The 26,003-nt window shown below is 63.9% G+C and carries 40 protein-coding genes and 1 tRNA gene; 17 read left to right on the forward strand and 24 right to left on the reverse strand.

The features are described 5' to 3' along the window. Window positions 1-303: 303 nt before the first annotated feature. Both C8J40_RS17700 and leuA read left to right on the forward strand, forming a co-directional pair. Window positions 304-909, forward strand: a complete 606-nt coding sequence (locus C8J40_RS17700; protein WP_132898111.1) for a YceI family protein — start codon at window positions 304-306, stop codon at window positions 907-909. Window positions 910-1,103: 194 nt separating this feature from the next. Beyond that, window positions 1,104-2,762: a 2-isopropylmalate synthase gene (gene leuA / locus C8J40_RS17705; protein ID WP_132898112.1), complete on the forward strand. Its 1,659-nt coding sequence runs from the start codon at window positions 1,104-1,106 to the stop codon at window positions 2,760-2,762. A gap of 44 nt (window positions 2,763-2,806) precedes the next feature. On the opposite strand, the gene C8J40_RS17710 is transcribed toward leuA, so the two are convergent. The 4 genes from C8J40_RS17710 to folE all read right to left on the reverse strand — a co-directional run bounded on the left by C8J40_RS17710 (window position 2,807) and on the right by folE (window position 5,447). Further along, window positions 2,807-3,484 carry a type 1 glutamine amidotransferase domain-containing protein gene (locus C8J40_RS17710; RefSeq protein WP_132898113.1) on the reverse strand — a complete coding sequence of 226 codons (678 nt, stop codon included), beginning with the start codon at window positions 3,482-3,484 and terminating at the stop codon, window positions 2,807-2,809. 229 nt (window positions 3,485-3,713) lie between these two features. Next, on the reverse strand, window positions 3,714-4,070 hold the full coding sequence (locus C8J40_RS17715; protein ID WP_132898114.1) for a dihydroneopterin aldolase: 357 nt from the start codon (window positions 4,068-4,070) through the stop codon (window positions 3,714-3,716). Then, window positions 4,063-4,821 carry an SDR family NAD(P)-dependent oxidoreductase gene (locus tag C8J40_RS17720; RefSeq protein ID WP_132898115.1) on the reverse strand — a complete coding sequence of 253 codons (759 nt, stop codon included), beginning with the start codon at window positions 4,819-4,821 and terminating at the stop codon, window positions 4,063-4,065. Before C8J40_RS17720 ends, C8J40_RS17715 begins: the two co-directional genes overlap by 8 nt. Continuing rightward, on the reverse strand, window positions 4,821-5,447 hold the full coding sequence (gene folE, locus C8J40_RS17725; protein WP_132898196.1) for a GTP cyclohydrolase I FolE: 627 nt from the start codon (window positions 5,445-5,447) through the stop codon (window positions 4,821-4,823). Before folE ends, C8J40_RS17720 begins: the two co-directional genes overlap by 1 nt. Before the next feature lie 215 nt (window positions 5,448-5,662). On the opposite strand from folE, the gene C8J40_RS17730 reads away from it, so the two are divergent. After that, entirely contained in the window at window positions 5,663-8,638 is a 2,976-nt protein-coding gene (locus C8J40_RS17730; protein ID WP_132898116.1) for a TonB-dependent receptor, read from the forward strand. 213 nt (window positions 8,639-8,851) lie between these two features. Here C8J40_RS17730 and fghA read toward each other — a convergent pair whose 3' ends face one another. Genes fghA through C8J40_RS17745 form a run of 3 tightly spaced genes read right to left on the reverse strand, consistent with a single transcriptional unit; the run spans window position 8,852 to window position 11,185 of the window. Further along, a complete protein-coding gene (gene fghA, locus C8J40_RS17735) occupies window positions 8,852-9,685 on the reverse strand; it encodes an S-formylglutathione hydrolase (protein WP_132898117.1) in 834 nt (277 codons plus the stop codon). After that, window positions 9,685-10,068 carry a VOC family protein gene (locus tag C8J40_RS17740; protein WP_132898118.1) on the reverse strand — a complete coding sequence of 128 codons (384 nt, stop codon included), beginning with the start codon at window positions 10,066-10,068 and terminating at the stop codon, window positions 9,685-9,687. The genes fghA and C8J40_RS17740 overlap by 1 nt, the downstream gene beginning before the upstream one ends. 10 nt (window positions 10,069-10,078) lie before the next feature. Next, window positions 10,079-11,185, reverse strand: a complete 1,107-nt coding sequence (locus C8J40_RS17745) for an S-(hydroxymethyl)glutathione dehydrogenase/class III alcohol dehydrogenase (protein WP_120299953.1) — start codon at window positions 11,183-11,185, stop codon at window positions 10,079-10,081. A gap of 119 nt (window positions 11,186-11,304) precedes the next feature. On the opposite strand from C8J40_RS17745, the gene C8J40_RS17750 reads away from it, so the two are divergent. The 3 genes from C8J40_RS17750 (at window position 11,305) to C8J40_RS17760 (ending at window position 12,091) form a co-directional block, all read left to right on the forward strand. Further along, window positions 11,305-11,508 (forward strand): DUF2945 domain-containing protein, encoded by a 204-nt coding sequence (locus C8J40_RS17750; protein WP_056048079.1) that lies wholly within the window; start codon window positions 11,305-11,307, stop codon window positions 11,506-11,508. Window positions 11,509-11,555: 47 nt separating this feature from the next. Further along, the gene (locus tag C8J40_RS17755) at window positions 11,556-11,816 is read left to right on the forward strand and encodes an SWIB/MDM2 domain-containing protein (RefSeq protein ID WP_031394799.1); all 261 of its coding nucleotides are present in this window, start codon (window positions 11,556-11,558) and stop codon (window positions 11,814-11,816) included. A gap of 198 nt (window positions 11,817-12,014) precedes the next feature. Further along, window positions 12,015-12,091, forward strand: a tRNA-Arg gene (locus C8J40_RS17760). Window positions 12,092-12,145: 54 nt separating this feature from the next. On the opposite strand, the gene C8J40_RS17765 is transcribed toward C8J40_RS17760, so the two are convergent. The 16 genes from C8J40_RS17765 to C8J40_RS17845 form a co-directional block, all read right to left on the reverse strand. Next, window positions 12,146-12,943, reverse strand: coding sequence for a site-specific integrase (locus tag C8J40_RS17765; protein WP_243693473.1), 798 nt, complete (start codon window positions 12,941-12,943; stop codon window positions 12,146-12,148). 29 nt (window positions 12,944-12,972) lie between these two features. Continuing rightward, the gene (locus tag C8J40_RS20815) at window positions 12,973-13,275 is read right to left on the reverse strand and encodes a helix-turn-helix domain-containing protein (RefSeq protein WP_132898120.1); all 303 of its coding nucleotides are present in this window, start codon (window positions 13,273-13,275) and stop codon (window positions 12,973-12,975) included. Then, a complete protein-coding gene (locus C8J40_RS17775) occupies window positions 13,272-13,742 on the reverse strand; it encodes a hypothetical protein (protein ID WP_132898121.1) in 471 nt (156 codons plus the stop codon). Before C8J40_RS17775 ends, C8J40_RS20815 begins: the two co-directional genes overlap by 4 nt. Further along, window positions 13,739-14,425 (reverse strand): DNA cytosine methyltransferase, encoded by a 687-nt coding sequence (locus C8J40_RS17780; RefSeq protein WP_132898122.1) that lies wholly within the window; start codon window positions 14,423-14,425, stop codon window positions 13,739-13,741. Before C8J40_RS17780 ends, C8J40_RS17775 begins: the two co-directional genes overlap by 4 nt. Continuing rightward, complete coding sequence (locus C8J40_RS17785; protein ID WP_132898123.1) at window positions 14,422-14,715, reverse strand: hypothetical protein; 294 nt, start codon at window positions 14,713-14,715, stop codon at window positions 14,422-14,424. The genes C8J40_RS17780 and C8J40_RS17785 overlap by 4 nt, the downstream gene beginning before the upstream one ends. Continuing rightward, on the reverse strand, window positions 14,712-15,278 hold the full coding sequence (locus C8J40_RS17790; protein ID WP_132898124.1) for a hypothetical protein: 567 nt from the start codon (window positions 15,276-15,278) through the stop codon (window positions 14,712-14,714). Before C8J40_RS17790 ends, C8J40_RS17785 begins: the two co-directional genes overlap by 4 nt. Beyond that, window positions 15,275-15,640, reverse strand: a complete 366-nt coding sequence (locus C8J40_RS17795; RefSeq protein WP_132898125.1) for a hypothetical protein — start codon at window positions 15,638-15,640, stop codon at window positions 15,275-15,277. The genes C8J40_RS17790 and C8J40_RS17795 overlap by 4 nt, the downstream gene beginning before the upstream one ends. Beyond that, window positions 15,637-16,209 carry a hypothetical protein gene (locus tag C8J40_RS17800; RefSeq protein WP_132898126.1) on the reverse strand — a complete coding sequence of 191 codons (573 nt, stop codon included), beginning with the start codon at window positions 16,207-16,209 and terminating at the stop codon, window positions 15,637-15,639. The genes C8J40_RS17795 and C8J40_RS17800 overlap by 4 nt, the downstream gene beginning before the upstream one ends. Next, window positions 16,196-16,390 (reverse strand): hypothetical protein, encoded by a 195-nt coding sequence (locus tag C8J40_RS17805; RefSeq protein ID WP_132898127.1) that lies wholly within the window; start codon window positions 16,388-16,390, stop codon window positions 16,196-16,198. The genes C8J40_RS17800 and C8J40_RS17805 overlap by 14 nt, the downstream gene beginning before the upstream one ends. A gap of 511 nt (window positions 16,391-16,901) precedes the next feature. Further along, window positions 16,902-17,210, reverse strand: coding sequence for a hypothetical protein (locus C8J40_RS17810; protein ID WP_132898128.1), 309 nt, complete (start codon window positions 17,208-17,210; stop codon window positions 16,902-16,904). Then, a complete protein-coding gene (locus tag C8J40_RS17815) occupies window positions 17,200-17,490 on the reverse strand; it encodes a hypothetical protein (protein WP_132898129.1) in 291 nt (96 codons plus the stop codon). Before C8J40_RS17815 ends, C8J40_RS17810 begins: the two co-directional genes overlap by 11 nt. Continuing rightward, on the reverse strand, window positions 17,487-17,933 hold the full coding sequence (locus tag C8J40_RS17820; RefSeq protein ID WP_132898130.1) for a hypothetical protein: 447 nt from the start codon (window positions 17,931-17,933) through the stop codon (window positions 17,487-17,489). The genes C8J40_RS17815 and C8J40_RS17820 overlap by 4 nt, the downstream gene beginning before the upstream one ends. Beyond that, window positions 17,930-18,274 carry a DUF968 domain-containing protein gene (locus C8J40_RS17825; protein ID WP_132898131.1) on the reverse strand — a complete coding sequence of 115 codons (345 nt, stop codon included), beginning with the start codon at window positions 18,272-18,274 and terminating at the stop codon, window positions 17,930-17,932. The genes C8J40_RS17820 and C8J40_RS17825 overlap by 4 nt, the downstream gene beginning before the upstream one ends. Beyond that, on the reverse strand, window positions 18,271-18,597 hold the full coding sequence (locus C8J40_RS17830) for a hypothetical protein (RefSeq protein ID WP_132898132.1): 327 nt from the start codon (window positions 18,595-18,597) through the stop codon (window positions 18,271-18,273). The genes C8J40_RS17825 and C8J40_RS17830 overlap by 4 nt, the downstream gene beginning before the upstream one ends. 322 nt (window positions 18,598-18,919) lie before the next feature. Then, complete coding sequence (locus C8J40_RS17840) at window positions 18,920-19,756, reverse strand: S24 family peptidase (RefSeq protein ID WP_132898134.1); 837 nt, start codon at window positions 19,754-19,756, stop codon at window positions 18,920-18,922. A 105-nt stretch (window positions 19,757-19,861) separates the two neighbouring features. Continuing rightward, window positions 19,862-20,407, reverse strand: coding sequence for a hypothetical protein (locus C8J40_RS17845; RefSeq protein ID WP_132898135.1), 546 nt, complete (start codon window positions 20,405-20,407; stop codon window positions 19,862-19,864). 105 nt (window positions 20,408-20,512) lie between these two features. Here C8J40_RS17845 and C8J40_RS17850 point away from each other — a divergent pair, with 105 nt between their 5' ends. The 8 genes from C8J40_RS17850 (at window position 20,513) to C8J40_RS17885 (ending at window position 23,273) form a co-directional block, all read left to right on the forward strand. Continuing rightward, window positions 20,513-20,743, forward strand: coding sequence for a hypothetical protein (locus C8J40_RS17850; RefSeq protein ID WP_132898136.1), 231 nt, complete (start codon window positions 20,513-20,515; stop codon window positions 20,741-20,743). Further along, window positions 20,740-21,009 (forward strand): hypothetical protein, encoded by a 270-nt coding sequence (locus C8J40_RS17855; protein ID WP_132898137.1) that lies wholly within the window; start codon window positions 20,740-20,742, stop codon window positions 21,007-21,009. Before C8J40_RS17850 ends, C8J40_RS17855 begins: the two co-directional genes overlap by 4 nt. After that, on the forward strand, window positions 21,006-21,200 hold the full coding sequence (locus tag C8J40_RS17860; protein WP_132898138.1) for a hypothetical protein: 195 nt from the start codon (window positions 21,006-21,008) through the stop codon (window positions 21,198-21,200). The genes C8J40_RS17855 and C8J40_RS17860 overlap by 4 nt, the downstream gene beginning before the upstream one ends. Next, on the forward strand, window positions 21,197-21,658 hold the full coding sequence (locus C8J40_RS17865; protein ID WP_132898139.1) for a hypothetical protein: 462 nt from the start codon (window positions 21,197-21,199) through the stop codon (window positions 21,656-21,658). Before C8J40_RS17860 ends, C8J40_RS17865 begins: the two co-directional genes overlap by 4 nt. Before the next feature lie 99 nt (window positions 21,659-21,757). Continuing rightward, window positions 21,758-21,937, forward strand: a complete 180-nt coding sequence (locus C8J40_RS17870; RefSeq protein WP_132898140.1) for a hypothetical protein — start codon at window positions 21,758-21,760, stop codon at window positions 21,935-21,937. After that, a complete protein-coding gene (locus tag C8J40_RS17875) occupies window positions 21,927-22,457 on the forward strand; it encodes a hypothetical protein (protein ID WP_132898141.1) in 531 nt (176 codons plus the stop codon). The genes C8J40_RS17870 and C8J40_RS17875 overlap by 11 nt, the downstream gene beginning before the upstream one ends. Continuing rightward, a complete protein-coding gene (locus C8J40_RS17880) occupies window positions 22,454-22,867 on the forward strand; it encodes a hypothetical protein (protein WP_132898142.1) in 414 nt (137 codons plus the stop codon). The genes C8J40_RS17875 and C8J40_RS17880 overlap by 4 nt, the downstream gene beginning before the upstream one ends. A 1-nt stretch (window position 22,868) precedes the next feature. After that, window positions 22,869-23,273: a hypothetical protein gene (locus C8J40_RS17885; RefSeq protein ID WP_132898143.1), complete on the forward strand. Its 405-nt coding sequence runs from the start codon at window positions 22,869-22,871 to the stop codon at window positions 23,271-23,273. A gap of 40 nt (window positions 23,274-23,313) precedes the next feature. On the opposite strand, the gene C8J40_RS17890 is transcribed toward C8J40_RS17885, so the two are convergent. Further along, complete coding sequence (locus C8J40_RS17890; protein ID WP_132898144.1) at window positions 23,314-23,979, reverse strand: hypothetical protein; 666 nt, start codon at window positions 23,977-23,979, stop codon at window positions 23,314-23,316. 27 nt (window positions 23,980-24,006) lie between these two features. Here C8J40_RS17890 and C8J40_RS17895 point away from each other — a divergent pair, with 27 nt between their 5' ends. The 3 genes from C8J40_RS17895 to C8J40_RS17905 all read left to right on the forward strand — a co-directional run bounded on the left by C8J40_RS17895 (window position 24,007) and on the right by C8J40_RS17905 (window position 25,957). Beyond that, complete coding sequence (locus tag C8J40_RS17895) at window positions 24,007-24,852, forward strand: hypothetical protein (protein WP_165911500.1); 846 nt, start codon at window positions 24,007-24,009, stop codon at window positions 24,850-24,852. Then, window positions 24,791-25,333 (forward strand): hypothetical protein, encoded by a 543-nt coding sequence (locus C8J40_RS17900; protein ID WP_132898146.1) that lies wholly within the window; start codon window positions 24,791-24,793, stop codon window positions 25,331-25,333. The genes C8J40_RS17895 and C8J40_RS17900 overlap by 62 nt, the downstream gene beginning before the upstream one ends. A 132-nt stretch (window positions 25,334-25,465) precedes the next feature. Next, window positions 25,466-25,957 (forward strand): hypothetical protein, encoded by a 492-nt coding sequence (locus tag C8J40_RS17905; protein ID WP_132898147.1) that lies wholly within the window; start codon window positions 25,466-25,468, stop codon window positions 25,955-25,957. The last annotated feature ends 46 nt before the right edge of the window (window positions 25,958-26,003 follow it).

Here is a 26,003-nt window from a genome sequence, read left to right on the forward strand (position 1 = left end):
GCTAACGGAAGACGACGCTCCGTTACCTCGACCTTTCCAACTGGGCCCCGGCCTTCGCCGGGGTGGTATTGTGAGGTGGGGGCCAGTCCCCCTCCCCTGTTCCCTCGCGAACGCGGGGGTCCAGGGTCTCGGCCGGTGATCGTGGTTTAGCTGGGCCCCCGCGTCCGCGGGGGAACAAGTAGCTAGCGGCGTCCTCGCCTACTTCCCGTCACCGACCCAATTCCGAAACACAGCGTTGGCATAACGTCGTTTGACGCGCTTCCCCCACTCGGCCAGCATCGCGCGATCAACAGGAGACCCCGCATGCGCCTAGTCCTAGCCACCATCCTCGCCCTCACCGCCGCCCCCATCATGGCGCAGACCGCCGCCATCCCCGGCGCGCCCGTCAAGGCACGCGTCGCCGCCGGCACCTACGCGGTCGATCCGAACCACACGCAGGTCACGTGGCAGGTCAACCACATGGGCTTCTCGATGCTCGAAGGACAGCTCGGCGCATCGGGCGGCAGCATCACGATCGATCCCGCCAAGCCGAACGCGACCAAGGTCGAAGTGAACTTCGCGATCGACCAGCTTTCGGTCACCGCAGCGCCGTTCGCCGGTCATCTGAAGTCGAAGGACTTCTTCGACGCCGCGACCTACCCGACCGCCAAGTTCGTCTCGACCAAGGTCGTCGCGACCGGCGACAAGGCGACGATCACCGGGGACCTCACGCTGAAGGGCGTCACCAAGCCCGTCGTGCTGCAGGCGACCTTCATCGGCGCGGGCGCGAACCCGATGAACAAGAAGCTCAACTTCGGCTTCCGCGCGACGACCTCGATCAAGCGCAGCGACTTCAACCTCGGCGCCTACGCCCCGGTCGTGTCGGACAAGGTCGACCTGACGATCAACGCGGCGTTCTCGGCGCAATAATCTGTCAAAATTTCTATCGCGCTGGACACGGGACGTGTCCGCGCGATAGGACGCCATCAATGACGTATGGCCGCCTCCTGCTGCTTCGACTTACGCGCCCTTAGGCGCGCCGATCGTTTGCGCGGTGGCCATGCCCCGCGCCTCGCGCCTAAGGGCTGACCCGAACGCTCCCGACGACACGAGAGACACGAGCCATGCTGCGCGACCCATCGACCAAATACCGTCCGTTTCCCCAAGTCGACCTGCCCGACCGCCAATGGCCGTCGAAGACCATCGTCAAGCCACCCCGCTGGCTCTCCACCGATCTTCGCGACGGCAACCAGGCGCTGATCGATCCGATGGATGCGGAAAAGAAGACGCGCTTCTTCGACCTGCTCTGCAAGGTCGGCTTGAAAGAAATCGAGGTCGGATTCCCGAGTGCGGGTGCGACCGAGTTCGACTTCATCTCAGGGCTCGTGAAGACCGGCCGCATCCCCGACGATGTGTCGATCCAGGTGCTGACCCAGTCACGCCGCGACCTGATCGAGACAAGCTTTGCCAGCCTGGTCGGCGCGAAGACCGCGATCGTGCATCTCTACAACGCCGTCTCACCGGCCTGGCGCAAGATCGTGTTCGGGATGGACCGCGCGCAGGTGAAGCAGATCGCCATCGACGGCGCCAAGGTGCTGCGCGACGAAGCCGCCAAGCAGCCGAACGTCCGCTGGCAGTTCGAATACAGCCCCGAGACCTTCTCGACCGCCGAGCTCGATTTCTCGCTGGAAGTTTGCGAGGCGGTGATGGACGTCCTCATGCCGACGCCCGACAACCCGATCATCTTCAACCTGCCGGCGACGGTCGAGTGCGCGACGCCGAACATCTATGCCGACCAGATCGAATGGTTCGGGCGCAACATCCGCAACCGTGAGGCGGTGGCGATCTCGCTGCACACGCACAACGACCGCGGCACCGGCGTCGCGGCGGCGGAGCTCGGCATGATGGCGGGCGCGGACCGGGTCGAGGGCTGCCTGCTCGGCAATGGCGAGCGCACCGGCAATTGCGATCTCGTGACCGTCGCGCTCAACATGTACACGCAGGGCGTCGATCCGAAGCTTGACCTGTCGGACATCGACGGCGTCGTGAACACGGTCAATTACTGCACCAACATCCCCGTCCACCCGCGCACGCCCTATGCCGGCGACCTCGTCTTCACCGCATTCTCGGGCTCCCATCAGGACGCGATCAAGAAGGGCTTCGCGGCGCAGGAGGCGAAGAACGACACGTTGTGGGAGGTGCCCTATCTGCCGATCGACCCCGCCGATCTCGGCCGCAGCTACGAGGCTGTGATCCGCGTCAACTCGCAGTCGGGCAAGGGCGGCGTCGCCTGGGTGATTGAGCAGGACAAGGGCCTGAAGCTGCCCAAGCGGTTGCAGGCGGACTTCAGCCGGCATGTGCAGTCCTATGCCGACGAGACCAGCCGCGAGCTGAATGCGGCGGACATCTGGGGTCTGTTCGAGCGGACGTACATGCCGCAGGCGGACGACCGGGTCGAACTGCGCGACTATGAGGAAAGCGGTGCGTCGGGGCAGCGGGTGTTCATCGGCCGGGTTGCGATCGATGGCGAGGAGCGGTCGATCTCCGGGCGTGGCAACGGGCTGATCTCGGGCGTAATCGCGGCGATCGCGGAGTCGACTGGGCCGACTTTGGACGTGGTCGATTACAACGAGCACGCGATCGGCCACGGTGCGGATGCGCAGGCAGCGGCGTATGTCGAATGCCGGACGGCCGAGGGGCGGACGGTGTTCGGCGTCGGCATGGATACCGACATAGCCACGGCCTCGGTTCGCGCGGTCCTGAGCGCCGCCAACCGCGCCTGAACCTCGAAAAGACGGCCACCGGCTGAACCGGTGGCCGTTTCTCCTTACGCCAGCTTTGCGAGCAACGCCTGTGCCGCCTTTGCCGACGAGGCGGGGTTCTGGCCGGTGATCAGCAAACCGTCCTCGACCACGTACACACCCCAGTCGGCGGTCTTCGAGTAGGTGCCGCCCTTCTGCTGCAGCATGTCCTCGACCAGGAACGGCACGACATCGCTGAGCCCGACCGCGGCCTCCTCGCTGTTGGTGAAGCCGGTGACCGTCTTGCCCTTCACGAGCGGCGTGCCGTCGGCAGCCTTCACGTCGCGCAACACGCCGGGTGCGTGGCAGACCAGCGCGACGGGCTTGCCTGCGCCGATCGCGGTTTCGATCAGCGCGATCGATGCTGGATCGTTGGCGAGATCCCAGAGCGGCCCGTGCCCACCGGGATAGAACACCGCGTCATAGTCCGCGATCTGCATCTCGGCGAGCTTGCGCGTATCGGCGAGTGCCGCAGTGGCCTCCGCATCGCCCTCAAAACGCCGGGTCGCATCGGTCTGTGCGTCGGGCTTGGCGCTGCTTGGATCGAGCGGCGGCTGGCCACCCGCCGGCGATGCGAGCGTGATGTCCACGCCCGCGTCCTTGAACACGTAATAGGGCGCGGCGAGTTCCTCGAGCCAGAAGCCGGTCTTGCGGCCGGTATCGCCGAGATCGGCATGCGAGGTGAGGACAATGAGAATCTTCAACTTTGGTCTCCGGATCGGGAATTATGGGGAGAGAACGATCCGGCTCTAAGATCGGGGCCTTACGCGTGTGAAACGAAATGCGCCCGATCGTGGGACTATCGCCCTGAGCAGGACCGGTCGGCAATCATACGGCGCCATGCCCCTGTTTTCCCGCGAAGGCGGGAGCCCAGCCTGGATCCCCGCCTTCGCGGGGAAACACGTCTTTCCCAAACGCTGGATCGATCTGCCGCTAGATCGGTCGCTCCCGCACTATCCGGCAACCGATCGCGGCGTCCGGGTAGATGTCGGTCTTCATCGTCTCGATCTCGACCCGCCTCACCCGCTCGTCGCTCAGGCAGAGCGCAGCGATCGCCTCGCAGAGCGTCTCCTGCAACTTGAACGGGCGCTCCTCGACCATCGCCAGGATGCCAGCGCGGACGAAATCATAATCGAGCACCTCCTCGATCGCATCCTCGTCGAGCGGCCCCGGATACACCACCGTCATCTCGACCGAGACGACCACGCGTTGCGGCGCGACCTCGTGCGGATGGATGCCAAGCCGCATCATGACCTCGAGCCCGTCGAGGATCGTCGTGAATTCAGCCATGTCGCCCCTCAAACATCACGTCGCCATCGCGCCTCAGAAACCGCTGCCCGCAATCGACGAACACATTCTGTCCCGTCACGCCCTTAGCGGTCAGCAGCCACGCGACCGCGTCCGCGACCGCCTCCGCGCCGACCGGTCGCCGGAGCAAATTGTCGCTCGCCACAGCCGCGAATTCTTCTTCGGTCTGGTCGCCGCTCGGCAGCGTCAGCCCCGGCGACACCGCGTTCACCGCGATCCGCGGCCCGAGCGCCTGCGACAACATCGTCGTCGCACCCTCCAGCGCGATCTTGCCGCAACTGTACGAGAAGAAATCGGGGTTGAGGTTCGCCACCTTCTGGTCGAGCACGTTGACCACCGCGCCGTCCGCGACATCATCCTGCGCCGCCAGCGCGGAGGCGAGCAGCACCGGCGCGCCGCAATTGATCGCGCCAAGCTCGGCGAACAGCACCGGGTCGACGCTCGGCGGCCGATCGAACTCGAACCGCGAGGCGCAGTTCACCAGCCCGTCGATCGGTCCGCCGATCGCAGCCCGCGCCTTCGCGAACAGGTCGCCGATCGCGCCAAGGTCGCTCAGGTCGCCCGCCACCGCAGCAGCACGCCCGCCCTCACCGACGATCTCCGCCACCCGCGCTTCCGCCTCGTCCCGCGAATGCCCTTGGTGCACGATCACCGCATGCCCGTCCGCCGCGAGCCGCCGAACGATCGCCGCACCCAGCCGCTTCGCCCCGCCCGTCACCAGGACGGTGCGCATCAAACGCCACGCCCCATCAAGGCCAGCACTTCCTTGCGGCTGCGCTCGTCGTCGCGGAACACGCCCATCATCCGGCTCGTGACCATCGTCACCCCCGGCGTGCGGACGCCACGCGCGGTCATGCAGGCGTGGCTCGCCTCGATCACGACCGCGACGCCCTGCGGCTTCAGATTGTCCCAGATGCAGTCGGCCACCTCTGCGGTCAGCCGCTCCTGCACCTGCAACCGCCGCGCGAACCCGTGCAGCACGCGCGCGAGCTTCGAGATGCCGACGACATGGTTGCGCGGCAGGTAGGCGATGTGTGCCTTGCCGATGATCGGCGCCATGTGATGTTCGCAATGCGACTGGAACGGGATGTCCTTGAGCAGCACGATCTCGTCATAGCCGCCGACTTCCTCGAACACGCGGTCGAGGTGCTTGGCCGGATCGTCGCCATAGCCTGCGCAATATTCCTTCCACGCACGTGCAACACGACGCGGCGTATCGAGCAGCCCCTCACGGGTTGGATCGTCGCCTGCCCAGCGGATCAGCGTACGGATCGCCGACGCTACGTCTTCGGGCACATTCAGCTTGCCGTCGGGACCAACCCCGTCCTCCGCAGCCGCCGGCCCCTTGGGGCCGCCCATTTCATCCCGCATCGCAACACCCTTTGTCAGCATACCCAAACATCAGAACATGGGTCCTCTTTTGCAACTGTTTCATTTCGGCCACTTGGCATAAATCCCGGTTTTCAGGGGACGAAAAAGCGTTGACGGTTGATTTAAATCGTCGTTACCTCACCATACCTGAAAAACTAAATCGTGAATCGGCATAGACCGGCACGATCGGGGAGAGGACTGCCATGGCTAAGTTCGAACTGCTCGCCGCATCGGCGATGATACTCCTGTCGATCGCGCCGGCAATGGCGCAGACCGCCACCACCACATCGGCTGAAAACACCGCGCCGACCAACGGACCCGGCCAGGAAGCCCCGTCGACGCAAACCCCGTCGACGCAGACCGCCCCAGCCGATACGCCGTCCAGCGCCTATGCGTCGCAGGATATCGTGATTACCGCGCAACGCCAATCGCAGCGTTTGCAGGATGTTCCGATTGCTGTGAGCGCTTTTACCGCTGAAAACCTCAGCAAGCAGCAGATCGTCAACCCGAGCGCGCTTCAGCAGACGCTGCCCAACGTCACCTTCACCAAGACCAACTTCACCACGTCGAGCTTCACGATCCGCGGGATCGGCGATCTGTGCACCGGCGCGACCTGCGACACAGCGACCGCGATCCATGTCAACGACATGCCGCTGGTGACGACCCGCCTGTTCGAGAGCGAGTTCTTCGATCTCGAGCGGATCGAAGTGCTGCGCGGACCGCAGGGCACGCTGTTCGGCCGCAACGCCACCTCGGGCGTCGTAAACTTCATCTCCGCCAAGCCCGATCTGTCCGCGATCCATTCCGCCGCCGAGTTCGAATATGGCAATTACGATTCGAAGCGCGTGAAGGCGATGTTCAACCTGCCCTTCACCGACACGCTCGGCATCCGCGTCGCCGGCACCTATCTCAACCGCGACGGCTATACCAAGAACCTGTACGACGGCCGCAAGATCGACGGGCGCGATCTGTATTCGATCCGCGGCACGCTGTCGTGGGAGCCGACCAGCGACACCCGGATCGACCTGATCGGCTATTATTTCCGCGAAAAGGACGATCGCTCGCGGTTGCAGAAGCAGCTGTGCCACCGCGATCCGACCGGCGTCCTGGGCTGCCTGCCCGACCGGCTCGCCAACGAGACCGCGAACGGCAATTCGACGCTGTCCGCGGTACTCAGCTCGAACGAGTTCTTCGCGGTCAACAACCCCGCGCTCGCGCGCTTCGGCCTGCAGAGCCTGTACGGCCAGGATACCTATGCGGGCGTCGTCAACCCGGCCGACGTGCGGACCGTGTCGCTCGACTACAGCCCGACCTATTTCGCCGAGGAAGAGCAATATACCGCCAAGATTTTCCACGATTTCGGCCCGGTCAGCCTGAACTTCACCGGCGGCTACACACGCAACGTGGTCGACAGCACCGCCGACTATAATCTCGCGGTCGAGAACCCGCTGACCAACAATGCCGGGCTCGCCAACCTCAACGCGCTCGCCCGGACCGGATCGCCGTTCGCGTTCCTCAACGGCGTGCGGCAAACGCTGATCCCCAACGGCGCGGCGGGAGGCGTATGCCAGTCGGCGGCGGATCCGAACAATGTCGGCATCTATGGCGGCAATTCGATCGGGTGTTATGCGCAAAGCCTCGACTTCGATCGCTCGCGGCAGAAGAACCGCCAATATTCTGCCGAAGCACATCTCGACAGCAATTTCGACGGGATGTTCAACTTCCTGCTCGGCGGCATCTATGTCGACAGCAAGTCGACCAACACCGACTATTTCGTCAATTCGTTCGGGCTCGATTACGCCTCGGGCATCCTCGGCTCGGCGACCGCTGCAGCGAGCGGGCTGCCCGCCGGCAACGGCTATTTCCTGGCCACGCCCTTCTATCGCAACAGCGATACCGAGTTCCGCCTCAAATCCTACGGCATCTTCGGCGAGACCTATTTCAAGTTCACCGACAAGCTGAAGCTGACCGTCGGCTTGCGCTACAATCACGACAAGAAGACCGACGAGGCGCGCAACCTCGCGCTCAACGTGCTGACACCGATCGGCGCGACGGGAATCGAGCAGGGGCTGAACTACGGCACGGTCGATTTCGACCCCAATCTGCCGGGGCGCCAGGAGTTCGCCAATGCACAGGTCAGCTTCTCGCGGCTGACCGGGCGCGCGGTACTCGACTACCGGATCACCGAGAACAACCTGCTCTACGCGTCCTATTCGCGCGGGTATAAGTCGGGCGGAATCAATCCGCCGCTGCTGCCGATGTTCAACGTCAGCAGCACCTTCCTGCCCGAGCAGGTCAACGCGTACGAGATCGGCTCGAAGAACACCTTCGGCGGCGGACAGCTCAGGCTGAACCTCACCGGCTTCTATTATCAGTACAAGAACCTCCAGCTGAGCCGGATCGTCGCGCGGACCTCGGTCAACGACAATGTCGATGCCGATATCTACGGCGTCGAGGCCGAGGCGATCATGAGCCCGATCCCGGCATTTGTCGTCAACATGAACGCAAGCTACCTGCATTCGAAGGTGTCGAGCGACAAGTTCCTGGTCAACCCACGCGATGTGTCGGGGGGGCGTTCGGATGCGGTGATCATCAAGGACATCACCAACGCGTCAAACTGCGTCGTCGTGCCCAACGTGGCGGGCAATGCGGCGCTATCGAACGGCTATGTCGCGGCGGTCAATCGCGCGATCGGCCTGCGCGCGCCGACCGCGATCCCGACGATCGCGGCGACCGGCGCGTTCGGGATCTGCTCGGCGCTGGGCGCCAACGCAGCCGCCAGCGGCGTCTCGGTGCTCGACGGCGTCACCACCAACATCCGCGGTAACCGCCTGCCGCAGGCACCGACGTACAAATGGTCGGTCGGCGCGCAGTACACGATCGACTTCGCCAACGGCATGAGCCTCGTGCCGCGTGCCGACCTGAACTACACCGGCGGGCTGTCGGGGAGCATCTTCAACACCCAGATCGACCGGATCCAGGGGTATGAAGTCGTCAACATGCAGGTCCAGCTGAACGCACGCGAGGATCGCTTCTACGTTCGCGCCTATGTTCAGAATCTGACCAACAACGATGCGACGACCGGGCAATATGTGACCGACCAGTCGGCCGGGCTGTTCACCAACATCTTCACGATCGAACCGCGGCGATATGGCGTCGCGGCGGGGTTCAAGTTCTGAGGAGGCCGACTATCGCGCGGTTCTGTCTAAGCGGGACCGCGTGCGGGGCGAGCGTGGTTCGCTACACGGTGAGATCCCAGCTTTCGCTGGGATGACGGGCGGGAGTTTGGTGTGCTGGCCACTCACTCCCCCGTCAGCCCGTCAGCCCGTCACCCCAGCGAAAGCTGGGGTCTTTCGCTTGGGAAGAGCCGTCCGCCAAAAGCGAACGGTAATTTACCGTAGCCGCGCCGCGTGCCAGGCGACATGATCTGCCATGAACGTCGAAATGAAGTTGTAGCTGTGATCATACCCCGGCTGCATCCGCAGCGTCAGGTCGATCCCCGCCGCCTCGCACGCGGCCGCCAGCAACTCCGGCTTCAACTGCTCCACGAGGAAGCCATCCGCATCCCCCTGATCGACCAGGATGTCCGCCACCCGCGCGCCATCCTCGATCAGGGCGCAAGCATCATACGCCCGCCACGCCGTCCGGTCCGCCCCGAGATACCCGCCAAGCGCCTTCTCGCCCCAGGGACACTGCGACGGCGCCACGATCGGCGCGAACGCCGACACGCTCCGAAACCGCTCCGGATTACGCAACGCGATCGTCAGCGCACCATGCCCGCCCATCGAGTGTCCGAAGATCCCCTGCCGCGCCATGTCCGCCATCGGAAATTCCGCGGCGATCAGCGCCGGCAGTTCATCCTCCACATAGGACCGCATCCGGAAGGTCTTCGCCCAAGGCTCCTCGGTCGCATCGACGTAGAAGCCCGCACCCTTGCCGAAGTCGTACGCATCGCCATCCGGCACGTCGTCGCCCCGCGGCGACGTATCCGGCGCAACCAGGATCACGCCAAGCTCAGCACACGCCCGCCGATACTCGCCCTTGTCCATGACGTTCGCATGCGTGCACGTCAGCCCCGATAGGAACCACAGCACCGGCAACCGCGCGCCCTCGTCATGCGGCGGCACATAGACCGCGAAGGTCATGTCGGTGCCCGTGGCGGTCGAGGCGTGGCGGTAGACGCCCTGTGTGCCGCCATACGCCTTGCTGGTGGAGACGGTCTCCATCACGCGACCCGGTGCAGCGCGCAGATCTTGTTACCCGACGGATCGCGCAGATACGCGAGGTACAGCTTCCGCCCCCCGGTAGCCTCGCGCACGCCCGGCGGATTCTCGCAAGCGGTACCGCCATGAGCTAGCCCGGCTGCGTGCCACGCATCGGCCGCCTCAGTCGAGGCTGCAGCGAACCCCAGCGTGCTGCCGTTGCCATGGCTCGCCGGCTGTCCATCGATCGGCTTGGTCAGCAGGAAGCGGCTACCGTCATGCGCGTAGACCACCCGCCCCCAGTCATCGACGACACCTTCGGGTACGCCAAGCGCGCCCAGCGCCGCGTCGTAGAATGCCTTCGAGGCAGCGACGTCGTCAGCGCCGATCATGATATGCGTGAACATTCCGCCCCCCTCAGTAGATCACGACGGAGCGGATGCTCTCGCCGGCGTGCATCAGGTCGAAGCCCTTGTTGATCTCGTCGAGCGTCAGGCGGTGCGTGATCATCGGGTCGATCTCGATCATGCCGTTCATGTACCAGTCGACGATCTTCGGCGTATCGGTCCGTCCGCGCGCGCCGCCGAACGCGGTGCCGCGCCAGTTGCGCCCGGTGACGAGCTGGAACGGCCGCGTCGAGATCTCCTTGCCCGCCTCGGCCACGCCGATCACGATCGAGGTGCCCCAGCCGCGATGGCAGGCCTCGAGCGCCTGCCGCATCACGGTCGTGTTGCCGGTCGCGTCGAAGGTGTAGTCCGCGCCGCCGTCCGTCAAAGCGACGATGTGCTGGACGATGTCGCCGACATCCTTGGGATTGGCGAAGTGCGTCATGCCGAAGCGCCGGCCCCATTCCTCGCGGTCCGGATTGATGTCGACGCCGACGATCATCCCCGCGCCGGCAAGCCGCGCGCCCTGGATCACGTTCAGCCCGATCCCGCCGAGCCCGAACACGACGACCGTGTCGCCCGGCTGAACCTTCGCCGTGTGCACCACCGCGCCGACCCCGGTCGTCACGCCGCAGCCGACATAGCACGAGGTGTCGAACGGCGCGTCCTCACGGATCTTCGCGACCGCGATCTCCGGCAGAACTGTGAAGTTCGAGAAGGTCGAGCAGCCCATGTAATGGAAGATCGGCTGCCCCTTGTAGCTGAACCGCGTCGTGCCGTCCGGCATCAGCCCCTTGCCCTGCGTCGCCCGGATCGCGGTGCACAGGTTGGTCTTCTGGCTGAGGCACGACTTACACTGGCGGCATTCAGGCGTGTAGAGCGGGATGACGTGATCGCCGACCGCGACGCTGGTCACGCCCGCGCCCACTTCGCGGACGATGCCGGCGCCTTCATGCCCGAGCACGCTCGGAAACAACCCTTCCGAATCAAGCCCGTCGAGCGTGTACGCGTCGGTGTGGCAGATGCCCGTCGCCATGATTTCGACGAGGACTTCGCCAAATTTCGGTCCTTCGAGGTCGAGTTCGACGATCTCGAGCGGTTTTTTTGCCTCGAAGGCTACGGCGGCGCGGGTCTTCATCGGTCGGTCTCCTTGATTACCGCCCTGATGCCCCCCGAGCCCCGGCTTCGCAACCCGCAGGCGATGCAACCAATGTCGCGTTCCCGCGCTTGATCCTTTCAAATCAAGGAGATGGCAGCGTGAAGGATCCGAAGAAGGGCGACGAGGTCACGTGGAAATCGCACGGCGGCGAGGCGCACGGCACGGTCGAGAAGAAGCAGACCAGCGACACGAAGATCAAGGGGCACACCGTCAAGGCGTCCAAGGAGGAGCCCCAGTTCATCGTAAGGAGTGACAAGGGCGGCAAGGCAGCGCACAAGGCGGACGCGCTCACCAAGGCGTGACCACGCGCGCAGTGCCTAACGCACGCGCGCAACAGGAAGGAATGCTTATGGCTACAGCTCCCAAGACCGGCGGCATCCACGCCCCCGTCCAGCCCTCTCCCGAGCTCGGCGAGATCGTCGGCAACGACAAGCTGCCGCGCAGCGAAGTGATCAGCAAGGTGTGGGTCTACATCAAGGCCCACAACCTCCAGAACCCCGAGAACAAGCGCGAGATTCTGGCTGACGAGAAGCTGAAGAAGGTCTTCGGGCGTGACAAGTGCACGATGTTCGAGATGAACAAGTACATCTCGCAGCACGTCAAGGCCTAACCGCCAGCACTGCACGGCAAGCGGCGACGGGGCATCGACAGCGATACCCGTCGCCTCTTGATACTCTATACCCGACTACTGTTACCTGATGGTGGCTACTTGGTCGCCCTGGCCCCTAGCGGCCCCACAATGCCCCTTGGCAGATCGCGAACCAGACGCTTGATCACCTCATCCGACCGTCGTACTGCGCAACCGGATGCCCCCGTAGCTCAGCCGGATAGAGCGACGGTTTCCTAAACCGTAGGCCGCGTGTTCAAATCTCGCCGGGGGCACCAGCTTTTCCGCCATTTCTTGAACCTTCCAACTGTAGCTCTTAGGAGCATAGGGGCCTACCATTCGAGCGCATCCGCGGCGGTCGATAGGAATTGCGGAGCGAAGCGAGCGTACACTCTCTCGGTTATGCGGCTGTCGGTGTGGCCCAGAAACTGCGCGATCTGCGTCATCGGAACCGCCTGCTCAGCCATCCAGACGGCGGCGCTATGCCGGAGCATATGCGGCGTGGCCTTCAGGCCCGCGCGAACGCAAGCCGCGGCGAACCCCTTCTTCACCGACCCGATCTTCTCGAGCCCGTGCTCGATCACATAGTCGGACAGCGCGCCCGCCTTGGCTTCCTCGAGCGTGGCGCGCAGCTGGGCGTTCATCGGCACGGTCGCGCGGTACTTGCTGGTCTGCACCCGATCGACAGGGTTGAGCGTGATCAGCCCGCGCGCGAAGTCGACCTGATCCCATTTGAGATCGAGCAGCGCGTTCGACCGCGCGCCTGTGCCGACCGCCAGCTTCATGAACAGCTGAACGTGCGGCCGAACCGCGGCGTCGACCAGCTTGCGAAAGTCCGCCTTCGAAAGGTGTCCGACCTGAGACGCGGGCAGCTTGGGCATTTGGATGAATGGCGCGGCCGTGATCATCTTGTGCTTGGCCGCCCAGTTCAGCGCGGCCCGGATCACTGCGAGCTCGTTGCGGACCGTGATCGCGCGGCAGTGCGCGCGGCGCGCGCGGTAATCCTCGGACGCCTGGATATCGACCCGGCCGATCGGCAGCTTATCCCAGAACTCCTGCGCCGCCTTCCATGCCACCTCGGCGCGCTTGATCGACAGCATCCCCGCACGCGCCTTCAGATAGGCTCGCACCGCCTCGCCGACGGTGTCCGCCTGCCCGCCTACCGCCCGCCGTTGCCAGAACGCGCGCGCTGCGGACTCGCCTGACGATCGATCAGTCGTTCCAAGCGAGTGCCGGTGTCGTTTGCCGTCTTCGAACCAGACGATGGCGAGGACGCCTCGGTATCGTTGGATGCTATATTCTGACATTCGTAACGCTCCACCTCTTCGGCGCGGACCCTGAGCAGCTTTCCGCCCAGCTTGAAGGCAACCAGATTTCCGCTGTGAATCAGGCTGTAGATTGTGTCGGTCCCGCAGCCCCACCGATCGGCGAGGCCCGTGACGTTGAAGACGGCGGCTGTCATGGCTGCGCTCCTTTGGCGGTGATGGTGTGGTCGGCGGCGCCGGAGGCGACCTCCCCCGCCGTCGCCCCCTGCTCAAGGTGGTGGCGGACTGGCAGGTATCGCGCGCGTCGTAGTGCTGATCGGGTGCGCGCGTCGTTGCGCAGAACCGGCCCTGCATCGCCATCGATCATTCCAGGGGCGGGCTGGACGGCAAGCCGCTCGACCACCGACCAAGGCACCGGCCAACGATCAAGCGCGCGGGCGTGCCGATACCGGCGCTTGGCATAGTAGCCAGCCTGCGCGGATAGTTGCTCGGTGCTATACTGACCGGCCCACGGCAGGGGATACGCATAGCCCGCGTTCTTCGGGCGCCACAGGGTGATGTACGGGTTGCCCCGGAACTCCAGCCGCAGATCGACGATGGCGTACGTCGCCGCCACGTCTGCAACAGCCCCCGCCTCGGTGTTGGTGGTCGGGTTCATGGTCATGCTGCGAGTCTTTGCGATTGAAGTTGGGCGATCATCTGCTGGCCGATGTGGCGGGTATATGCTGGGGGGATGGCCTCGCAGATCTCGGCGAGAGATGCCCAGGGCATACCCATCGCTTCACGGCCATCTACAACCGTGAACTCGGGGATTGTCTTGTCGTACTTGCGTCGGCTGTCTCGGCATCCTTCGCCGTAGATGCCGATCGTCGGTGACGTGTGTTGGCATGGACCTGCGCCCATCAATAGCCAGTTGGTCTCAAACTCGCGGTGACGACGCAACTGCGCGCCCTTCGCGCCAAGCCCGAACATCGAGCCACAGAGCTTGACCGGGTTCAGCAACGGCGAGCCGCTGACGTTTTCGATCACATAATGGAGGCCGGTCGCAATCAGGCGTTCCCGAGTGCCAGGTATCAGGTCCAGATGTGGTCGGGCGTCGGGCATCGTCTTCATGCTGGTGTGCGCCTGACATGGCGGCGACGCGTGGATCGCCGCAAAACCGTTGGCGCGCACCCATGCGACAAAGTTTTCGACCGGATCGACCATTATGTCTGCGCGGATGAACTCGAACGGATACCGCGGTTGGGCCTTGATATCGACACCCACCACGTCAAAGCCGGCGTCGTGGTATCCCTTCGCGGCACCTCCAGCGCAGCAGAACATATCCAGCAATCGAGGGCGGTTCATGATGAAGCCCCTTCGTGTTGCGAGCGTGAGGTGGCGAACGCTTCGACAGGCAGGCGCAGTAAGGCGCGCTCGAACCTGTCAGCATTCCAGAACGGGTCGCCCCAAGGGGTCGGCACGCCGATATCGTACCCCGTCTGCCCATCACGCTCGGCGACAGCATGCACCGGGTAGCTCTTGCCGCGCACAAGCATGTCGTCGGCGTACCCGTTGTCCATATACCACGCCGCCCAGTCAGGCCGCGAGGTGGCGTCGACACAGCGAACCGTGTCGCCAGCTTTGATCGGCGTCATGCCTTCCCCCCTCCCTGCGACAAGAGGCGGATGGCGGCTGCGCCAGCTTCGGCTTCCATCTCACAAGCAACGCGCATGTCACTCATACCGATCTCGTCTGCATAAAGTGATTTGATACGAGACACCCGAGCGTCCAGCACCTTCGCAGACGCCTCGACTCCACGAGCAAACGCTTCGTCATTCGCTGCCGCAACGGTGGCGAGGGAAGCTAGGTCTTGTTGACGAACCTCAAGCAACGCTTCGTGCTGCGTCCGCCATTCGTCACGATCCGCGAACAAATCGTCGAAAGACTTTGTAATGACCGCCAGAGAGTCGGCAATAGCTTCCTTGGTGAGACGGCGTACGGCTTGATCCAAACTCTCATTCCGAAAAGACCGCTCCACCTCCCCCGGCGCTGGCAGTGTCTGCGGGGAGAGGGCGGTGATTGCGCCAAACAAGTCCATGAGGGCTCGAAAGTTCACCTCGACATTGTCGCCACCGGCTGAAATTTGGCTATCGCGAACGCGAACACGCGCCGCTTCCACCGCCTGCAACTCGGGGCTCGGATTGGGATTGGGGGTCATGCGAGATGCTCCGTGTGGATCGTACGCAGCCGCCAAACGCCATCGGCATGAGTGGCCCGCGCGTTCGGACGGTCGAAGTCGGTGCGGGGGTAGAGTTGATCCAACTCTTCCGGCGTGATCGCGTCCTTGCTACCGTCTTTGCTATACCAAAAGAGATAGCTCGCCGGATACCAAGCGCACGACACCAGCACGCGCTCGCGAAACAACGTCACGTCCCAGCTATGCGCCGCCATGTTGGCCGCTTCGTACCGCACACGGTCAGGGAAAGACGCCAGCTCCCGCGCCCATGTGTCGGCGTCGAGTTCGTCATCTTTGCTATGGCCGTGACGACTTCTCGCCAGCGCCAGAACTGCCCCGCTCATGCCCCACCTCGGGCGTTGAGGGCGGCGCGGACAGCATCGTGCCACGTGTCCTGAACGGCTTGGCGGCGCTGCGTAAGATCGCCGAGCGGTTCGTCAGCCACCTCGGCATAGATGGCCGCAGCAATCTCGCGAATGCGCGCGTCCTCCGCTTCTCGCGTCTGGGTGGCATCGGGAACTGACGCGGAGAGCAATGCTTCCATTTCGTTCAGATGCGCGGGAGTCGGTCGTTCCTCGTCGTCATCAGCGTCGCCGATGGTTTCAAGCCATGTCGCCCAAGCACCCGTGTACCATTCCCGAAGCTGCTCGACTGGAACAGCGCGCGCACCTTCGCCCGACTTGCAAGGAAGGAAGGCAGCTTCCGCGAGCATGCCGAGCGCGATCCAGGTCGGCACCTGCATGAGGTTGCCGCGCATCAGATCATCCGCCATCGCGCCGTAACCGTTGCGGCTATCTTCCCGACCAATCGCGAAAAACAGGTTTGCCATCTTGGCGCGCGCGGCCGCATAACGCGGGTCGTTCGGATCGGGCAGCTTCACAGCCTCCGGCGCAGCTTGATCAACCACGGGCATATCCCTTCTTAGGTTCACGGCACCGCGCGCAGAGACCGTTGACGATCCGCTTGCTGTCGGTGAGGCAGTTGTCGCATTCGCCCTCGACGCCTGGGTCAAACGGCGCGGACGTCGCGGCGATGATGCTGCGAGCGAGGTGCGCATCGACGAACTCGTTCGCGAGATCCGCGTTATCAGCCACGGTGCACCTCCGCGGCGTTCCAGCGAGCGGCCGGCACGTAAATGCGGCCGCGACCGCGCACGGAGACCAAGACGCGATCGCCATCCGTAGGCGAGCCTGGTGCCAGGTTCGCCAACAGCGAATGACCGGGGGCAATCTCGACCCGTCGGTACTGGCTGCCCATTACGACGCCTTGCGGGTTAGCTGAGGATCGGCCTCGACGATCGGCAGCGGGGTATGACGAGTCCTGAGGGGCAGGACCGAGGCAGTCGGGGAAGCGGGGCCATCGCCGAAGATCACTGCACCGCAGGCGCGGGGCCAGATGCGAGACCAGTTCGGGACTAGGGAATCGTAGAGGGACCAGATGCCGCATCCGGCCATTGCGATCAGGCAAACGCACCCGACCGAGTGCATGAACAGGTTCCACGTCATCGACGATCTCCGCGGTTGAGGATTGCGAGCATGAGCTCGGTGAGGGTCTGAGGGTCGACGCGACCGCAGAGGTCGGGCACCGGGGGAAGCGGGCGCGGGATCAGTAGCCACCCACGTAGGTCGAGACCTTGCGCGGCTTGGCGCGGGGGTCGGGGTACGGCTCGCCCTGCTCGAGCGTCGCCGCGGCCATCAGCACGACCTTCCGCTGTTCGCGCAGGGAGTCGGGCGGGAAGCCGACCTTCGTGACCTTTGACGGTGCGCGCAGCCGGCCCACGTCAGGGATGCCGACCGTCTTTCCGTCGACCAGCAGCGACCGGACCGCGGCGAACACCTTGTCCGCTGCCCATGTCGCTGCGTCGCGCGCAATGCCGGTCTCGACTAGACGATCGATCAACTGCTTATCGGCCACGGGGAAGCTCCATCCACTGGGTCCAACCCGACGGAAGGACGACCTTCGCCCGCTTGCCGTCTTTGGTGATCGCAAGGCACGGAAGCACAACCTCGACCTTCGGGGGCGCCATGAACCAATTGACCGCGTCGACGTCGCCATTGCGAAGTATCGTCGCGGTGCGGACGACAAGCGGATCCTTGCCCAGCTTCATGAGCACGCTGACCTGCTGAACCGTCCAGCGCGAGCCATCCTGTTCGGTGCCCTGCCAGTTCGATGAGGGGGTGCAGACCATCGTCATGCGCAGGCCCTCAGGTAGGCGACAGCGGCGACCCCTGCCCCGTCCATATGACGGCTGCGGCGCGCGATTGTTTCTGCCTCGATCGCCAGCGCTTGGTCAGCGGCGGCCTGGCGCGCGAGAACGTCGGCAGCGGCAGCGACGGACGCCTCCAGCTGCTCCATGTTCGGGCGGCGGCCCATCTTCTGGCGAAGGAACTCGTGCTGATCGATAATCAGGCGCAGTGCCGACGCGGGCTTGATGCCCATGCGACCGGCGCGCATCGCCAGCGTGTCACGGATCGCCGCGGCGTGCGCTACCGCGGCGGGCACCGCGGGGTGCTCTTCCTTGCCACGGAGATAGATCACCCGATCCTCGGCCAGCCGCAGCCGGTGGCATGCGGACGACATGTCGATGATCGTCTGATCAAGGTCAGGATCGTGGGATTTGATGGTGCGGCCGGTCATGCGACGTCAGCCCAGCGACCACGGTGCGGGGACTTGGCGGCATAGGCGGCAGCTGCAGCGACCAGATCGATCCGGTGCTTCGCCTCGAACGTCTTGGCGCCCTGGTGAAGCTCAGCGTGGTGGCACTGGCAGAGCGGGACCGCCTTATAGTCGGCGACCTTCAACGACGTGCCTTTGCCCCCGGCATGGTCGACGTGCGCCGCTTCCATGCGACCCTCGCAATCCGTGTCGCCGATCAGGCAGGGCCGGCCGCGAAGCCATTGCAGATGCGACGGGTGGCTGCGCTCGATCGCGGCCTTCCCGCTGTTCTGCCGGCGCGGGCGGGTATCGACGCGCATCATGCGCGAGCCCGGTCAAGGAAGTCGCGCAGGATGATCGCAACCGCGTCCTCCCCGCCTTTCCGCGGTGCGCCCATCCCTGCCCGCTCGGCGTCGTGGGACGCGATCAGGCACCCCTCAAGCGCGCTGGCAAGGCAGTGGATCGCCTCGTTCAGATACGGGCGAACACGGGTTTCGAAGTTCTTCCCGCCGCGCGCCAGCACCAGCAATTCGGGCAGCGCATCTGCGATATGCCCTACTGCATCTGTGATCAGCGGCGTGATCTCGGCGAGCACCGCGGCCGAAAACTGCTCGCCCGATACGTCTGAAGAAGCCTGCTCGGCCACGATCGTCTCCCGACAAGCCGGGATGGCCTGTTGGCAGCAATATGCGACATTCGCAGAATTAGGTCAACAATTATTCTGCGATATTAGCAGATATTGACATCGATCTAGTGCCGTGTTCTCTATACGTTCTCACAACGAGTCGGGAGTTCGTCGGTGCTTCACTATCGCGTGCTGGTTTTCGGAAAGCCTCAATCCCCTTGGAGGACCAGCAAGGAGCGCGCGGAGAGGGACGCAGAGACGCTGGGCGTGGGTAGCCGTGACGAGTGGGGTGACTTCTACCTGTCGGGTGAAGCGGACTTCGAGGAGGTCCACCAGTACGCGCTTATGCGGCTGGTCGCGGCCTCGCCCGAACCGTCCATGACCACACCCGCCCCAGTATCTCTATCGGCTCATCGCCGAGCTTGATCGCGGTATGGGCAGGATTGCTCGATAGGGGGACCAGCCGCGCTGGGTTCGCGTGGTACTCCTTGAACGTAGCCTCTCCATCCTGAGTGCGGACGACATACTGCGCGCCATCCCACAGGTCTCGATCGTCCGGGTCGATAGTGATCGTTGCTCCGTCTGGAACGAGCTTGTCCATCGAATCACCCTTTACTCGGAGGGCGTATGCACGCGGCGGCGTGTCCGGGTCGGAAACCGGGTGCCACTTACCCGAGAGCTCAATTGCCTGCTGAGGGGGCCCGGCGGGCACATCGCCGAGCAGCGGTATTTTGGGGAGCGCGGGCAGTGTCGCCTCACCCTCGTCGCCCTCCACCTCAGCACGCTTCGCGGCTAGAGCGCGCTCGATCGCGACCATCTCGACATGCTTGATACCGCGACCAGTTTTACCGAGCGATTTGGTCAGGTAATTCTCGGGGACGCCGGACAGTTCGGCTAGGTCCCGGATCTTTAAACCGAGGGCTTCTAGTTCGTCGCGGATTTCTTGCGGGCTCATCGTGCCGGTGAAGCGGCGATCTGCGATATTCGCAACTACCATTATCGCAGATTTCTGTTGTGGAAAGTCTGCGGATATCGCATATTGCTGATTATGCAGACGGTAGCTGACCAGATCATCGACGCACTTGGCGGGAGCACAGCGGTGTCCCGTATGATGGATGCGCCCCTTTCCACGGTCCATAGCTGGCGGAAGAACGGTGTACCCCGTTCCCGTCTGGCTCACTTGCGCCTCCTGGCATCAGTCGAGAGGCCCGGTGTCGACATTGACGTGATCGTTTCGCGCGCTTCGGCGTCGGTTGACCAGCGGGAGGCCGCGTAAGTGGCTCGCTCACTCATGCGTCCGCAGGGCGTCAGCAATTCTGGCGATTTCGTCGGCGATAAGGAAATACGCTTCGCGATTTCCACCGGTTGCAGCGCCTCGAACGTCGCGGACGGTCTGCTCCACCTCACGCGCGATCTCGCTAATGTTGCCGTCCGCGCGACCCACGTAGCCGGCGAGCCCAGCCATGATGATGCGCGTAGCCGCTTGTTTAGCGGCGAGTTCGTAAAGCGATTGGCGCAGATATTTGATCTCAGCGCTTGGCGTCGCGGGACCGAATGCTCTGACATCGGCAGCCCATTCTTCGAGGCCATCGGCAACCATTCCGACGACAACACTCGACGCATCCTGCTTCCGAAAATCGCGCGCAGCGTTTTCGAAGATATCGGCCATCGCGGATCCAACTCCATCAGCGCATTTGGGGATGAGCAGACTCGCAAAGCCCTTGATAGCGAGCCTGTCGGCAATGCGCTTGGCGCCGAGTTCTTGAGCAAGAGCCGTGGTGCGATCCAATTGGGCGCGCAACTCCATGATCTCAACATCGAGACCGTCCATGTGAACACGCTTTCGTCGGTGTGTGGAAACACGACGATAGCTGGAAGGGCGTCGGCCGCAAGTCGGCGCCCCAAGGCCTCATTCCTGATGCGGGAGGCGGCATAGATGCTGCTCACCCTTCCCTTCGAGATGGGCGCGCGCGTTGCGGCGGCGCCGACGGTTGTCATGCTGCTGAACGGCAAGTGCGTCGCCGGTTTCACCGTTAGCGATCCCGCGTGCGCCGAGATTCCCGCAGTGGTCGTACGCCACTGCCAGCGCTGCAACCAGGTCGGTGACGGCGCTGTTCGCGCCTGCCTCTCGCCCGACTGCCCCTCCAGAGATCGGAAGGCCGCATGACCATTTTGGGACGAAATTCGGACTCGACTCCTGGCACCGGTAAGCAGAACCTTCGCCTGTCTGGATCGGGTTACCCACTCACTACGGACGCACCCTGTCGCGGGCCGCGCTCCACACGCGCCCGCGGCTATTTTGCGCTGACCGTTGCCGGTCTCACCATCGCCTTTGCGCTGGGCCACGGTCACGCCAACTGGTCCCGCAGGCGGTTCATCCAGTCCCTCTTCACCGATGCCGACCTGTCCTCGTTCGTCGAGGAACCCCAGTGACCGAGTTCGCGTCCATCGGCCTGATGGCGGTCGTCATCGCGATCGGCAGCGCCGTGCTTCTCTGGGGCATCGATCTTTGCTGCCGGCACGAGATGTTCATGCTCGACCAGGGCGCGCGCGATCGCAAGTCGGACGGCCTTCGTGGCGGTGCTGAGGGTGTCGCTGTTCATGAGAAGGGCAATGCGCGATGACCTCCCCGGCAATCCACGGCAACCGGCCGGTCTTTTCCGCCTCTACCGTTCTTGAGGCCGTCGCGACCGAGCTTTCGCTGATCAAGTCGCAGGATCGCCTGACGTTCAACGACCTCGGCGCGGTGCTGGGCAAGAGCGAGGACCAGGCGGCGAAGTATTGCGCCGGCGAGGCTGACATGGGTCTCGTCTCGTTCGCCCGTGCCAAGCGCGAATGGAACGGCAGGTTCACCGGCGCGCTCGATCGGCTCTGTCACGACAGCCGCCCAGCTTCCGGCAGCGACCGCGGTCGCCACTGCAAGTTGCTCAAGGCTGCGCTCGCCGTCGCCGAGGCGCTCGAAGATGACGACGACGTGGACGCCAGCGAAGTGCGCGCCAACCGCGTCGCCATCGAGGACGCCCGTGACGCGCTCAACGACCTTCTCGCCAAGCTCGCGCCGCCCCTTCGAGACGAGTTTTAACGCCTAACCTATTCAGTACCGGAGATAATCAATGACAGCGCTCAATAGCGCAGCGCCGGTTGAGCCCGGTTCTGCGGACGGTTTCTTGCGGCCTTCGACATGAGGGCGACCAACGCCAAGGCTCAGAAGGCCCAGCTTTTCGCTGAGGGCGTGCTTGCGTCACACGTCGCGAAGAACCCCGGCCCCTTCAACATCGAAACGCTCGCGCGATCGTACGCGCTTCCCGCCGAGCGCGTCGCCCAGATCGTGAAGCGCAATGGAGGTTCCCATGCAGAATGACGGACGCCTATATTCGCAAGTCGCCGCCATGGCTGGCGTAACGACAGATAAGGCGATGGTGGCTTGCTACCTGTCCAATCTGGCGAAGGACGGCAAGACGCTGGACGAGGCCGCCGCGCTAATTTTGGCGCCGCGCAGCTACGCCCGCGACTACGCTCGAGACTGGGGAATCTCGTTCTCCGACTACTCGACCGCTTCTCAGCCGCTCACCCTGACTTGGACGAAGGTCAAGCGCGGACGGTGGGAATTGATGCTCGACGGATTGCTGATCGCCTCTGCGGACGCGGACGGCGCGGGTGGGTATAACGCCAAGCACGGCAAACCGCTGGCGCTTGCGGCATCTGGATCCGATGCAGAGGTGGCGATCCGTCGCCTGTCGGTCGAGATCGAGCAGCGCTCGCTTGAGATCTTCGGTGTCGACGATGTCGTGATCGAGATTGACCAGGCCGGAGAGGTCACCCGCATGGCACCGAAGCCGGCGGCGGATCCCGGCAAGCTGCGCCGAGCCCTTGCGGCATGAGCACGGGCAGCCATGAGCGGTCCAAGCTCAACGCGGGGATCATTTACGGTGCGCTCTTGCAGGCCGCACGCGACGGCAAAGCATGCCCAAGCAACAGCGACCTATGCCGCCTAATCGGTGCAACCAGTGTGTCGACACCCGGTCACTCGCTTGCCCGTATGGAAAAGGCCGGAAAGTTGCGGGTGACCCACGAGGGCAACGGCCGCCAAATCTACATAGTCGAGCTCGACGTCACCATCACATCGAAGACGTGGGCCAACACCAGCACCCGCGAGCGAGAGACCGCGCAGTTCGAGCGCACTGTCGCGCGCCTCACGCCACCGCCCGCGCCGGTCCACCGCGACCCCTGTTTCCGCTGTGGCGTGCGCGGCGACATCGGCTGCGAGCACGTGCCTGCGGAGGTGATCTGACATGCAGACCGATACCGATACGTGCGCCGCTAAACCGGCTCACCTAGATAACCTGCGGGCGGACTTCGACACGAAGCTGCGCGCGCGCGGCGAGGCCCGGCGCCAACTGGAGGCTGATGCTCTCGCCAAGCGGCGGACTCGTAAGCGCACCGCAAATGCGGCTCAGGCTTCGCACCTGATCGCGATGCCGAGGGTCGCCGCGCTGATCAAGGCGGGCAAGCTGCTGGGCAGTGCCACCGCCCTCGCCGAGGTGCTGGGCATCCAGCCGCGCAGCCTGCGCGCCAAGACGGACGCCGAGCGCGGCGTATCGTGCAAGGAACTGGAAGCCGTCGCCACCGCGCTGGAGGTGCGCGCCGCGGCGATGATCGAGCATGCCGCCAAGCTGCGCGCTGAGACAGAACAGTGATGATAATGACCGTTCGCCCGAAAAGGTCGGCCTTCGTTCCTTACCATGGGCGCTCATATTCTCCGACGACGAGAAGGTACTTGGCACCGCCGATCGAGATGCCCGCATTAACAATGCGCGCCGTCAAGCAGACGTTCTGCAACTCTTGGCAGATCATGGTTGCCTCTTGCACGCCGTCTTGGAAAGCCAAAGTAATACCCGTTTCGGTATGCGAGCCGATGCCGATTTGTCCGGATATGGCGCTTACCGACCAACCCGCCTTGTCGAATGCAACACACAGCAGCCGCGCAAGCGCGAGGGGTTCCGAGCCATTAGCATTTATAACAATGCTGCTTCGGAATGGAGCTAGTCCCGAAGCGAGTTCTTCAATCTGCTCCATGCTCAGGTTTCTGCTGGTCGAGAACTTGTACAGGGCAAGCTGCCGGCCGGCATCCTCAGCCCGTCGTGTCGCTTCTGCGGCGTCTGAACTGGCTAGTTCAGCCCTGCGGTTTGCCGCTTCAATCTTTCCCGAAGCTTCAACCCGCTCTTTAGCCGATTCCGCTTCCGATGCGCGCCAAGCGAGGAATGCGCATGCGGCACCAGCGATGCCTGCCGGAACAGCCGCGAAAGGTGCCACGACCCCTGCGATCGCGGCCGCTGCGCCGAAAACGGCGGCGGCAATGTTGAAGCCTGCAACTTTAGATATTCGGCTTTTAGGCTCTCGCATCTCACTCCCCTTCTCGAAAGCTCTACATTGGTGCGCGAAGTGAGCAACCACCTCATCTCGACGACCTACAAGCGTGAACTTCGCACCCCGATGCGCAAGTCCGTGATGGCACTGTTCGCTGACAAGGCGAGCGACGACGGCTCCGGAATATACGCGTCCAAGCAGACGATGGCGGACGAACTCTGCTGTTCAAAGCAAGCGATCCTCGACACCATCAAAGCGTTCATGGTCGAGGGCCTGTTGATCGAAGTCCGCAAGCGCCGTGTGGCGAACGGCTTTACGGTCGAATACGGCATCGTGGTGGAAGCGCTTGAGGCACTCCCACTGGTCAAGTGCCACGCCGACAAGCTTGCGCGCCAGTCAAGCGGATTGACCGGTCAACCTAATGGACCGGTCAAGCAGGCTGACCGGTCAACCGGGCTGACCCCACCAGTCCAGCAGGTTGACCCTAACCCTCCTGAACCCTCCTCTTCGAAGGCTACGCCTTCTTCGAGGCGCGAGCGCTCGGTCGAGCCGAAAGCCAAACCGTTTCGCATGCCAATCGACTGGAAGCCGGTTCGGTTCGCTGACGACAGCGTCGCTCAGGAGATCATCACCCGACGAGGTCGAGACTGGGGCCGGGCTGCGCTGGAAAGCTTCCGAAATTGGGCGGCGAACGCCGACGACAAAGACGGGATCGGGCGCAAGCTGAACTGGCAGCAAGCGTGGGGAAAATGGGTAATCGAGCAGGAGAGCAGAGATGGACAACGACCAAGTAACGGACGTGTGGGCGGAAACGGGCAGTCGCGGAGCGGTCACGGTCGCACGGTCGATGCTGCCGAGCGATTCCTCGCTCGTCGCGGACTTTCGGGATCTGAAGCCGGCACCGGATGACCAGTTTATCGCCACGCTCACGCCGTGCCTCCAGCTGGTCGCGCCGGTCGGCATGGACGAGGACAGCCAAGATACGTGGTTCGAAGCCGCCCGCCTGGCGCTGGATGGCATTCCGATCGGGTTGCTCCAGCGGGGTGCAGCAGCTGCGATGCAGAAGGCCGATCACCCTTCGAAGGTTGTTCCTGCGATCATGGCCGAGATCGGCGAGGCATGGGCCCGACGCAAGCGCCTGGCCGCTCCTGTCGCCGATGTTCAGGTGCCCGCCCTGCCAGAGCCCGACCGCTGCTCGCCTGCCGAGGCTGCCGAGATCATCGCACGCTTCAAGATAGGGCGAAGCGCGGGCGCGGTTCGCGACCCTTCGCAGCCGGCACCGGTGCCCGGGGCGACAGGCGCGCCCAGCCGCAAGCCGAACCGAGCCGACTATATCCGCCTGTTCGGTGTCGATCCCGGCGAGGCCTACGACGAGCAGATGGCAGCATGACACATATCTATAAGAGCAGGGGGTAGGACGATGGCGCGGGGAACAGGTCGGCATTCGTCGAGCGATTGGTGCATTCTGCGTATGTCGGGGCCCGGCACGCTTGGTCTGGTTGCGTCTCTACAGGATGCAGGCATGCACGTCTGGACGCCGACCGAGCACGTCAAACGCCGGGTACCTCGGAGCAAGAGTACCGAGCATCGTATCGTGCCATTGGCGCCAACGTATGCGTTCGCACGCTGCGAGCACCTCGCCGACTTGCAGCGCATCGAGCGCATGGACGTCTCCCCACACCCGCGGTTCTCGATCTTCCGGTACTACGGGGAGACGGTCTATGTGCCTCACCGCGAGCTATCGCCGCTCCGATCTCAGCAGCAGGATAGCTATAGGACGGCACTGCCCGCCAGTGGGCGCGCGCCGGGCAAGGCCCGCGGGCTGGCATACGATGTAGGTGACGAGGTAACGTTCACGACCGGCTCGTTCACGGGGTTCAAGGGGTTCGTCGACGTAAGCGATGGCCTCACCACCACCGTGGTCATCAACCTCTTCGGACGGGCGCAAGAGGTCAAGGTCGAGACTTTACAGTTACGTTCGCGCAATGTACCTGTGAGGAAGCAAGCTGCCTAAGCAGCAAGCGACGAGCGTGACCGGCTGGCGACATCGCCTTACTGCC

It is taken from the genome of Sphingomonas sp. PP-CC-3A-396, assembly GCF_004343105.1.
Taxonomy (GTDB): domain Bacteria; phylum Pseudomonadota; class Alphaproteobacteria; order Sphingomonadales; family Sphingomonadaceae; genus Sphingomonas.